6 protein-coding genes are annotated in these 10,627 nt (G+C 64.3%); 4 read left to right on the top strand and 2 right to left on the bottom strand.

What is annotated here, in order from left to right; all coding sequences use genetic code 11:
• Positions 1–308 (bottom strand): transposase (locus tag C4T42_RS30865; RefSeq protein ID WP_146074096.1); only part of this gene is annotated, 308 nt, incomplete at its 3' end.
• Between the two features lie 807 nt (positions 309–1,115).
• On the opposite strand from C4T42_RS30865, the gene C4T42_RS30860 reads away from it, so the two are divergent.
• Positions 1,116–4,310: an efflux RND transporter permease subunit gene (locus C4T42_RS30860; RefSeq protein WP_103986532.1), complete on the top strand. Its 3,195-nt coding sequence runs from the start codon at positions 1,116–1,118 to the stop codon at positions 4,308–4,310.
• A 142-nt stretch (positions 4,311–4,452) separates the two neighbouring features.
• Complete coding sequence (locus C4T42_RS30855) at positions 4,453–5,553, top strand: efflux RND transporter periplasmic adaptor subunit (RefSeq protein ID WP_244603332.1); 1,101 nt, start codon at positions 4,453–4,455, stop codon at positions 5,551–5,553.
• 400 nt (positions 5,554–5,953) lie between these two features.
• On the opposite strand, the gene C4T42_RS30850 is transcribed toward C4T42_RS30855, so the two are convergent.
• Positions 5,954–7,075, bottom strand: a complete 1,122-nt coding sequence (locus C4T42_RS30850; protein WP_210202163.1) for an FUSC family protein — start codon at positions 7,073–7,075, stop codon at positions 5,954–5,956.
• 1,038 nt (positions 7,076–8,113) lie between these two features.
• Between C4T42_RS30850 and C4T42_RS30845 the strand changes: the two genes are divergently transcribed.
• Entirely contained in the window at positions 8,114–10,210 is a 2,097-nt protein-coding gene (locus C4T42_RS30845; RefSeq protein ID WP_103986533.1) for a TonB-dependent siderophore receptor, read from the top strand.
• Between the two features lie 148 nt (positions 10,211–10,358).
• Positions 10,359–10,627, top strand: a 269-nt coding sequence (locus C4T42_RS30840; RefSeq protein WP_146074095.1) for a transposase, incomplete at its 3' end; no start/stop codon positions are given.

The raw sequence follows: 10,627 nt of genomic DNA, 5'->3' as shown, positions 1-10,627 counted from the left end.
GGGCGCGTCACCGCCTCACAGATGGCAGCGGCATCGTTCGCATCGGTCTTGCCGCGCTTGACGTACGGCTTCACGTAAGCCGGCGGCATCAGCCGCACGTCATGGCCGAGCTTTATGAGTTCCCGGGCCCAGTGGTGCGCTGTGCCGCACGCCTCCATGCCGATCAGGCATCGTGGCAGCTTGGCGAAGAACGGCGTGACCTGCGCCCGCCTCAAGGCCTTGCGCACGACGACGTGCCCAGCTGCATCGACGGCGTGAACCTGAAAGATGCTTTTGGCCAGATCGATGCCGACGGTGGTGATCTCCATGGGGATGGCTCCTGCATCTGCGTGGCTGCTGCTTCGGCAGCGACCACATCTTGGCACCGAGATGCCGTCAGTCGGAGCGGGAGCCATCCACCCCATCTGCTTTTCTGGCGGCCCTTCTCCGAAGCGGACGAGCCGCTTCCGGCTACACTTTGCCAAGTCGGATCGCTGTGCGCGCAACACCGCACATTCGGCTTCGCACCCGTCACGGCCATTCGACCATCGTCGACGGCGTCTCCGGAGCGGGCCTTGGCTCAGGCCAAAACGCAAATTGGGCTGCGCTCACCTCCGAACCTTCGGCCACCTGTCGGCTCCCGCCAGCTCGATGACCGGCATCTCGTTTATCTGGTTGCCGACGCCGTATCCACGAGTGCCTGCCTGACGAGTTCCAATAGCATGAGCGCCAGCAGATCAGGGTTTACCTCGCAAATTCGAGAACATTCAGCCAGGATGCATAGCAGTGCTAGCCAGGATGCATAGCAGTCTCAGCCAGGATCATCGCTGGAGCGCGGTACTCTCCATGCCGGAGGCCGCCATTGTAGCGCATCGGCGACGGTGCTGAGCGATATGATTCACGTCCCCCAACCCCTAGGCAGACATCACGATCTCTGCAGCTCCTCGGAAGCGCTGCCCTCAAGAAATATAAATCTAATAACTGAAGCATTTCAGAAATGTTTCTTGATATTTCCATGCCGCCTGAAGCGGAAAGACCATCAAATCGCCGCACTGGCCTGATGAATGCATTATGCGATACGTTGGCGTTCACGGCCCGCAGTTTCAGCGCGCATCCATCACGGCAGATGTAAGGCAATGGCGGCGATCGTCCGACTGGCTCTGCTTCGACCCTACACCTTCATCGTGATGTCGATCCTGATCCTGATCTTCGGGATCATGTCGATATTGCGAACACCTACCGATATTTTCCCGAGTATTGGCATTCCCGTGATCAGCGTCGTCTGGCAGTATACCGGTCTTCCACCGGAGGATATGTCTGGCCGCATTGTCTCTGTGTTCGAGAGATCGCTCACGACCACGGTCAACGACATCGAACACATCGAGTCGCAGTCGGTCCCTGGCTACGGAATCGTGAAGATCTACTTCCAGCCCAACGTCGACATCACAGCCGCTCAGGCGCAGGTCACCGCGATCTCTCAGACACAGCTCAAGCAGCTGCCCCCCGGGATCACGCCACCCCTGATGCTTGCCTACAACGCGTCGAGTGTGCCGATCATCCAGCTAGCTCTGTCGAGTGACACCCTCTCGCAATCGGCGGTGTTCGACCTCGCCCAGAACTTCATCCGGCCGCAGCTCACCACGATCCCCGGCGCGCAGCTTCCCTACGCCTACGGCGGCGCGGCACGGCAAGTGCAGATCGACCTCGACCAGTCGGCGCTCCATGCTCACGGCCTCTCGGCGGCCGACGTCGGCGCGGCGCTCGCCCGGCAGAACCTGATCACCCCGGTCGGAACCCAGAAGATCGGCACCTTCGAGTGGATCGTCGACCTCAACGATTCTCCGAAGACGATCGAGGCCTTCAACGACCTGCCGGTGAAGGTGGTCGACGGCGCCGTGGTGTTCATGCGCGACGTCGCCCATGTCCGTAACGGCTCGCCGCCGCAGACCAACGTCGTCCAGCTCGACGGCAAGAAGGGCGTGCTGATGTCGATCCTGAAGATCGGCAACGCTTCGACCCTCGACATCATCGCAGGCGTCAAAGCGCGGCTGCCGGCGATCCAGGCGACTCTGCCGCCTGGCGTTGACCTCAAGTACGTGGCCGACCAATCGGGCTTCGTGCGCGAATCCGTCGTGGCGGTGGTGCGCGAGGGCCTCATCGCCGCGGCCCTAACAGGTCTCATGATCCTCGTGTTCCTTGGGAGCTGGCGCTCGACGCTGATCATCACGGTTTCGATCCCGCTCGCGGTTCTATGTGCGCTGACCGCCCTGTCGCTCCTCGGACAAACCATCAACGTCATGACGCTCGGCGGCCTCGCCCTAGCGGTGGGCATCCTCGTCGACGACGCCACCGTGACGATCGAGAACATCAACCGCCACATGGAGGAGTTCGGCGAGGACATCGTCACCGCCATCACCCGCGGCGCGCAGGAGATCATGCCGCCCGCGACCATCGCACTGTTCTGCATTTGCATCGCCTTCGTGCCGCTGCTGGCGCTCGGCGGCGTGGCGGGCTTCCTGTTCCGGCCGCTGGCGATGGCGGTGGTGTTCGCGATGATCGCGTCCTACGTCCTCACCTACACGGTTGTGCCGACGCTCGCCCGCTACCTGCTCACCGAGCACGCGCACCCGCATGAGACCGGCGCGCGGGCCGGTCTCTTCACCCGGTTCCAGCGGGGCTTCGAGCGTCGCTTCGAGGCCCTGCGGCAGGGTTACCTCGGCCTGCTCGCCCTGGCGCTATCGCAGCGGAAGCTGTTTGCCGGCGGCTTCCTCGCGGTCGTCGCCGTGTCGTTCGGGCTCGTCCCATTTCTCGGGCGCGACTTCTTCCCCGATGTCGATGCCGGCGCCCTGCGCATCCACCTGCGGGCACCGACGGGTACGCGCATCGAGGAGATGACGGCGCTAACTGGGCGCGTGGAGGCCCGCGTTCGCGCCCTCATCCGGCAGGACCAGGTGGCGAGCGTCGTCAACAACATCGGCCTGCCGATCAGCGGCATCAACATCTCCTACGGCAACAGTGGCACCATCGGCACCTTCGACGCCGACATGCTCGTGACGCTGAACGCGGGGGAGGGGATCACAACTGCGGTGCTGACCCGCGCCCTGCGCGAGCGGCTGCCGCGGGATTTTCCTGGCCTGACCTTCTCGTTCCTGCCCGCCGACATCGTCAGCCAGATCCTGAATTTTGGCTCCCCCGCGGCCCTGGACGTTCAGGTCGGCGGCCATGACATCGAGGGGAACCGCGCCTACGCCAACAGGCTGCTGGCCCGGGTCAGACGGGTGGCGGGGGTCGCCGACGCTCGTATTCAGGAGCAGGCGCGGAACCCGTCCCTCAAGGTCGACTTCAACCGTGCGCTGGCGGGCGTGGTCGGTCTGACCGAGGGCGACGCCGCTCAGAGCATCCAGGCGAGCCTGTCCGGGAGCACGCAGACCGCGCCGACCTACTGGCTCGACCCACGCAACGGCGTCTCGTACCCGGTGTCGGTCCAGACGCCGCAATACGCCATCGACACGCTGGGCGACCTCAACAACCTGCCGCTCACCGCGGCGCGCTCGGACCAGCTGCTCGGCGGCCTCGCGACCATCGCCCCCGAGCCCCTCAGCGCCGTGGTGACGGACTACAACATCGCCCGCACCGTCAACATCCTCGCCACGCCCCAGGACCGCGATTTGGGGAGCGTGGGGTCCGACATCCAGCGGGCGATCGACGACACGAAGGGTGACCTTCCGAAGGGATCCACCGTCACGGTGCGCGGGCAGGCGGTCACCATGGCCAACGCCTACCAGCAATTGCTGGTCGGCCTCGCGTTCTCGATCGTGCTGATCTACCTGCTGATCGTCATCAACTTCCAATCCTGGGTCGATCCGTTCGTCATCGTGATGGCGCTGCCGGCGGCACTCGCCGGGATCGTGTGGATGCTGTTCGCCACCCACACCCACGTCTCGGTGCCGGCACTGACCGGCGCGATCATGTGCATGGGCGTTGCCACCGCCAACTCGATCCTGGTCATCAGCTTCGCACGCGAGCAGCTCCGCGCCGGTCGAACCGCGCTCGAGGCCGCCTTGGCGGCCGGCGCCACGCGCCTGCGCCCGGTGCTGATGACCGCTCTCGCGATGATCATCGGAATGGCGCCGATGGCGATCGAGCCGGGCCAGAATGCGCCGCTCGGGCGCGCCGTCATCGGCGGCCTGCTTTTCGCCACGCTGGCAACGCTGTTCTTCGTGCCGGTGGTCTTCAGCATCGTGCACGGCCGGCCCCGCCGCACCGGGGCGTCCGCGTCCGATCCGTCACCGGCCGGCGCATCCCACGCCGTCCCATCCCCGTTCGCCTGATCCCGGAACCCGCATGCACACCCCAGAGGACGCCCCCCAGCCCAAGACGCCCTCCAAGGGCAAGGTCGCCACCCTCTTGTCCGGCGTCGCCATCGGCGCCGTCCTGCTTGTCTGGACCGGCATCACCGACCGGGCGAAGGGCATGCAGGAGGTCGACGCCTGGACCGAGCGCCAAGCGGTCCCGACCGTCCGGGTGGTCCAGGCCCAGCGCGGCCCCATGAACGAGGACCTGAGCCTGCCCGGCTCCCTGAGCGCCTACTACACGGGCTCGCTCTATGCCCGCGCCAGCGGCTACGTGACGGCCTGGCACAAGGACATCGGCGCGCGCGTCCGTAAGGACGAGTTGATGGTCGAGATCTCGGCCCCCGACCTTGACCAGCAACTCGTCGAGGCGCGCGCCACGCTCACGCAGCTCCAGGCGGCGGTCGATCAGGCCCAAGCGAATGCCGATCTCAGCGCCGCCACCAACAAGCGCACCGCCCGCCTCGTGGCGCAGGGATGGTCGAGCGAGGAGCGGGGCGACACGGACCGCTTCACCGCGGCGTCGCGGTCGGCGGCAGTGTCGGTCGCCAAGGCCAACCTCGTCGCCCAGCAGGCGAATGTCGGCCGGTTGGAGGAACTGACCCGGTTCAAGGCGATCCGGGCGCCGTTCGACGGCGTCGTGACCGCGCGCAATGTCGATATCGGCGACCTCCTGTCGGCCGGCGGCACCTCCGGGCGCCCGCTTTACCGGGTTTCCGACATCCACCGCGTGCGCGTTTACGTGAACGTGCCGCAGGCCTTCCTCGGCGCGATGAAGCCGGGCCTCAAGGCATCCATGCGTGTGCCGGGGCTGGAGGAGACGTTCACCGCCGAGGTTACCTCGACCGCGAACGCCATCGCGGAGGAATCGCGCAAGGGTCTTGTCGAGCTGCAGGCCGACAACTCGGACGGCCAGCTTTGGCCGGGAGCATTCGTGGAGGTGCAGTTTCACGTCCCGGCAAACCCGGGCACGCTGCGGGTGCCAGCGACGGCGCTGGTGTTCAACCGCACCGGCACGCTCGTCGCACAGGTTGGGGACGACCACCGGGTGGCGCTGAAGCCCGTCACGCTCGGCCGAAATCTCGGAAACGAGGTCGAGGTGCGCGCCGGCGTGACCACCGCCGACCGGCTCGTCGACAATCCGCAGGAGTTCCTCGCCTCCGGTGACCTTGTCCATATCGCCGGGCAGGATGCGCCGCCGCACACTGCATCAGCGGAATGACGGCGCGAGATTCTTCAGGTAAGCAGCTTGATTTGACGTGCTAATAGTCTTTCTATTGCTTTTTAACGCGAGAACCAGCGTTCGTTTGAGCCAGTGTCCGCAAGTGATGTCCGATTTCCAGCGGCTCTGCTCCAAAGCAGATAGCCGCCATCGCCCAGGTTGCAGATGCCGAAGCTTCAGGTTTGGCGAAGTTGGTCGTTCAGTTTCGCGAAAGCGGCAGGATGCCGGCGGCTCAGTCGTAAATCGAAGAACAGGGCACTCTGTCGATCAAGTCACAGCGCAAGCAGTGCCATGCCATTGCGCAGTCGTGCGTCAGCCTAGCTTGCTCGGCTCCGAGAAGATCCACCGTCGCGTCCTGAATCCGGATCGGGGTCGGCGCTGCGCCAATTCTGTCCAGGTTTTACGTGCTGGTTTTCCGCTGTGGACGCAGCGGCAGGACGAGCACTGCTGCCGTGAGTCCGATCGCGCCGCCGAGGAGCGTCTCCCAGGCACGCGCGGCAAGAAGCTGCGTCGAACGTTCCCCGGTGGCAGTCAGCATCACCATCAGCGTGAACGCGTAAGCTCCACAGGCGACGTCGTAACGCTCCGGAAGCGCCATGGCATAGACAACCATCGCGAGCGCTGCTGCCAGCCAGAGGGCGAGCGACGCATGCGCCGCGACCGGCATAAGCATCAATCCGAGCGGTACACCGACGAGCGTACCCAGGATCCGGCGCCGAACCCGGTCCAGCGTATCGGCGGCCGAGGCGCCGATGACGTACGTGCACGCCGTGATGGCCCAGGCCGATTCTTCGAGGTGAAACAGTGCGCTCAGCAGGACGATGATGAAAGCCGCGAGCGCTGCCTGCAGTCCCATGCGCAGCTCACGGGATCCCTGAGCAGGGCTAACGAGTTCGAGCGGACCGCTGATCGGCAGTGACACCGGTCGCTCCGCAGGGCCGCTAAGCACCCGCGGTACGATAGCGGCGACCGCGGCGATTACGCCGGCGAGCACGGCCGTTGCGATGTCGGCGAGATGTAGAGCCGCACAGTAGGCCAGCAATTGCCCAATGTAGATCTGCGAACCGACACCAGCCCCGAGCGTCCCGAACCGTTTCAGGTACCCGACCAGAAAGGCGCCTGTGATCAGCGCCGCTTCGGGGCGGAGCCATGCACCCAATCCGAGCATCGCGCCGATGCCGATCATACTGACCGCACCTACCGCCGCTGCGGCACACAGGATAAGGAGGTCGCGGCTGGATGCGGCACGGGTCGCCTGGCCTTCCGAAACGCTTGCCCAGAGTGCGAAGCCGCCGGCTAGAGAACTCAGCGCGCCGCCAATGCCGGCCTGATGGGGCTCCAGCACGGCGCCAAGCATCGCCGCGATACCGTAGGCTGTAACCAGACGAAGGCCCTTGATGCGCCGGTGAGTGCCAGGATCGACGCGCTCCAGCCATGCTACGAGCAGGGTAGCCGCCTTGCTAAATGGCCGCCACTTCGCTCGCTTCTGGCCGCCGCCAACTCCTGTCGTTCGAATGCTCACGTCGGCTCGGCGCCACAGACCTGACCGGTGTTTCGGACCGGGTCAGTTGCAAAGCTACTGCATGCTGGCAGCCATGGGTAGCGCTGATACCAGATCTGGTCAGCAGACAGCCGCGTCCGGCCGAACGCTCAAGGACGCGTGCGGCCGCGCGCCGTTGAAGGTACTCTGCAGGGGCCGACTATAATCTGCATCTCCTTCGACGGGTAGATAATCTTCGGTCGAAGACAATCGCTCACATGTCGCGCACCCTTTATCGAATCGTCCTCATATTTGCGAGGAACGGCGATGCTCTCATCTTGCGCCAAACACCTCCCGATCTGGTGCAGCGTGAGCATAAACGGCTCAGCGTCGAGCTTTCGTCCTAGCTTCGTTGCGGCGCCGCGACAGAGCCGATCCTCCTGGGCCACACCCTTGCGAAAGCATGAAAGTGGCCGACCAGGATCGAAGGCCACGAGCAAGTCCTTTCGTCGCGTTGGAGGCTGCTCTCCCTCTTCAAGTCCCTGAGAACATGTTCGCCATTCCTGTTCGTTGTTGTGTTGGCGAGTGAACTGCCGCCAAGAAATGATTTTAAATAATTCGAGGCAACGCAAGACGTGTTTTTTGGTTTTGGAATTGAACATGACGGATCCGCTAATCGCGCTCAATCTCAAATATTGAGTTGTGGCGGGGAGGCGTTCGGAGAACGCCGCCAACCAAGATATCATGTCATCTTAGCTCGTCGAGATAACTCAGTTAGGCAGATCGGCCGAAATTCCTGAACGAACGACCCGTAATTTGTAATTATTCTAGGCCTAATATGTTGCTAATCTGCGACATAATCGTAGCAAAACGCGAAATTTATCCGGCTGTCGGAGCACAACTGTCCTAGGCATATTGCCTCTCCGTTTGTACTCCGACAGATCCTGCCGAGGTGGGATGTTGTTCATGGCGTCGGTAGGAGGCGAGACGCGGGTGCGTATCGACTGCGTTTTCTTTGCGACGAACTTGCGCGATCGAGCGCTTGGCGCGGTCTCGCTCGTCGCCCTGTTATGCGGTCCCATGGAGGCTGCCGCCGCGCCCAACCGACTCGACTCGATTGGCAACGGCAACGAGGGCGACACCGTTCTGGAGGAGTTGAGCGTCGTTGGCACCGGCGTCCCCACGGAGACGGCCACGAGTTCCGTTGTCGGTTATCGCGCGACGCGCTCGGCGACTGCGACGCGCACCGATACGCCGGTTCGTGACAGCCCGCAGACCATCAATGTCGTCCCGCGCGAGGTGCTGACCGACCAGCAGGACCTTCGACTGAGCGACGCCATCAACAACGTCAGCAATGTGCAGCTCGGCAGCACCGTACAAGGGCGCTCGCAGAATTACGTCATTCGGGGGTTCTCCACACAGGTCTTCGCGGTCGATGGTATCCTGACCAACCCGGCTTTCCAGTTCTACCCCGTCGAGCGCGACCTCGCCAATGCCGAGCGCGTCGAGGTCATCAAGGGGCCAGCCTCCGTCCTCTTTGGCCGCGGTGACCCCGGCGGCGTCGTCAACATCGTGACCCGCCGCCCTACTCTCGAGCCGTCGGGCGACATGAGCGTGATCGGTGGCGGCTTCGGGCTGCGGCGCGTCCAGGGCTCTGTGTCAAGCGCGCTGCTCGGCTCGGACACTCTGGCCGGCCGCATCAGCTTCGCGGCTCAGGAGGACCCGACCTTCCGCAACATCGGCGACAATACGAACCGGCGCTTCTTCGTGGCGCCCGCGCTGAGCTGGACACCGAGTTCCGACACGCGGGTCTACCTCAACTCGGAGTTCACGCAGCAGCGCACACAGTACGACGAGGGGCTGATCGCGTATCGCGGACGCGTGCCGCTCGACAACGTCAGCCGGTACTACGGCGAGCCGTTCTCGCGGTACTATGGGGAGTTCAACTCGATCACCCTGCGGGCCGAGCACGATGTCAACGAGAACCTGACGCTGCGGCAGGTGATCAACGGCCAATGGGGGGCGTTCAACCTGTTCACCGCTCGTGCCACTGGCGTCAACGCGGCCGGCACTCTCGTGACGCGGCGTGACGCCTCAGTCGACTCACGGTATGCGGCCGTGGACACGCAAACCGAGGCGGTGCTGAAGTTCGATACCTTCGGCTTCGCACACACGGCGTTGCTGGGCTTCGAGTACAGCAACGGCTACCGCCACCCCTACTCGCAGCAAGGCAACCTGGGCTCGGTCAGCTTTCTCACCCCGGTGTTCGGCTCGATCCCCGGGGCACTCGGTTTCCAGGCGGACCTAAAGCAGAAGCTCGAGTTGTTCGGGCTCTACGTCCAGGACCAGATCCAGCTCGCACCCGGGTTGCAGCTGGTCCTAGGCGCGCGCTTCGACCTCGGAACTCAGCTCTACTCCAACCGTGTTCCGACCACGCGGACCGCGGCACCCGAGCAGGACTTGTTCGGTGCCTCTCCACGGGTCGGCCTGATCTACCGGCCTTTCGAGCCGCTGACGTTCTATGCGAGCTACGCAACATCGTTCGTGCCGCAGACCGCCAGCGTGCTCAACGTCGTCAATCCGCCCCCGGAAACGGGCGAGCAGGTAGAGGTCGGTACCCGCCTGGACCTCTTGCCCAACCTCACGCTCTCGGGCGCGGTCTTCCGGATCGTGCGCGACAACGTCGCGGCGACCGATCCGACCAACTCCAATTTCTCAGTCATAACCGGGCAGCAGCGCTCGCAAGGCTTCGAGGCGGATCTCGCAGGCGAGATCCTTCCGGGCTGGAACGTCATTGCCAGCGTCGGTTTCCTCGACGCGCGCATCACCAAGGACACGACGTTCGCGGTGGGTAACGTACTGGCTGCCGCGCCGACCTTCAGTGGCAGCGTGTGGTCGACCTACGCGTTCCAGGAGGGGTGGCTACGCGGCCTCGGGCTTGGGGCGGGCATCACTTATGTCGGTCGGCGCTACGGTGATCTCAACAATAGCTATACGGTCGGCGCCTACGCGCGGGTCGACGCCTTGGTGTACTACGATTTCGACGAGCGCTGGCGCCTCTCGATCAACCTGCGCAACCTGACGGACGCGCGCTATATCGAGGCCCCGACCAACCAATTTAACAACACACCAGGCGCGCCGTTCTCGGTGCTCGCCGCCGTGCGGGTCAAGCTGTAAGTGGGCGTGATGTCTCCCGCCGGGTAGCGGGGACTCATTGCTGCGTCCCCGCCCCCTAAGAGCCCGTCCGATAAGGGTCTGAGGCGGGGTTGAGTGGCCGGGATGGCGATGATTCCAGGCGGGTGCTGAAGCCTGACCTGGACCTGCCATGTGGACCCCGACCACCCGGCGGCAGCATAGCCGCGCGGGCCTTCGCTATGAAACTGACCTGACCGATGCCGAGTGGGCGGTGATCAAGCCGCTGATGCCGAGGCCTGAGCCGCGCGGGCGGCCTCCGGTCTGGACGACGCGGGAGATCCTAAACGCGATCTTCTACGTTCTGCGCGGCGGTATCGCATGGCGGCTGATCCCCAAGGATCTGCCGCCGCGTTCGACCACGTTCGGCTACTTCAGCCGCTGGCGCGACACAGGGCTGTT

It is taken from the genome of Methylobacterium sp. 190mf (assembly GCF_900107945.1).
Classification (GTDB): domain Bacteria; phylum Pseudomonadota; class Alphaproteobacteria; order Rhizobiales; family Beijerinckiaceae; genus Methylobacterium.
The sequence above is the reverse complement of the archived record's forward strand: the minus strand, read 5'-3'. Positions and strand labels throughout refer to the sequence as shown.

Excerpts from the sequence above, each read along its gene's own strand:
- C4T42_RS30845 (WP_103986533.1), top strand. The coding sequence starts at position 8,114 with ATGGAGGCTGCCGCCGCGCCCAACCGACTCGACTCGATTGGCAACGGC.
- C4T42_RS30860 (WP_103986532.1), top strand. The coding sequence starts at position 1,116 with ATGGCGGCGATCGTCCGACTGGCTCTGCTTCGACCCTACACCTTCATC.
- C4T42_RS30855 (WP_244603332.1), top strand. The coding sequence starts at position 4,453 with ATGCAGGAGGTCGACGCCTGGACCGAGCGCCAAGCGGTCCCGACCGTC.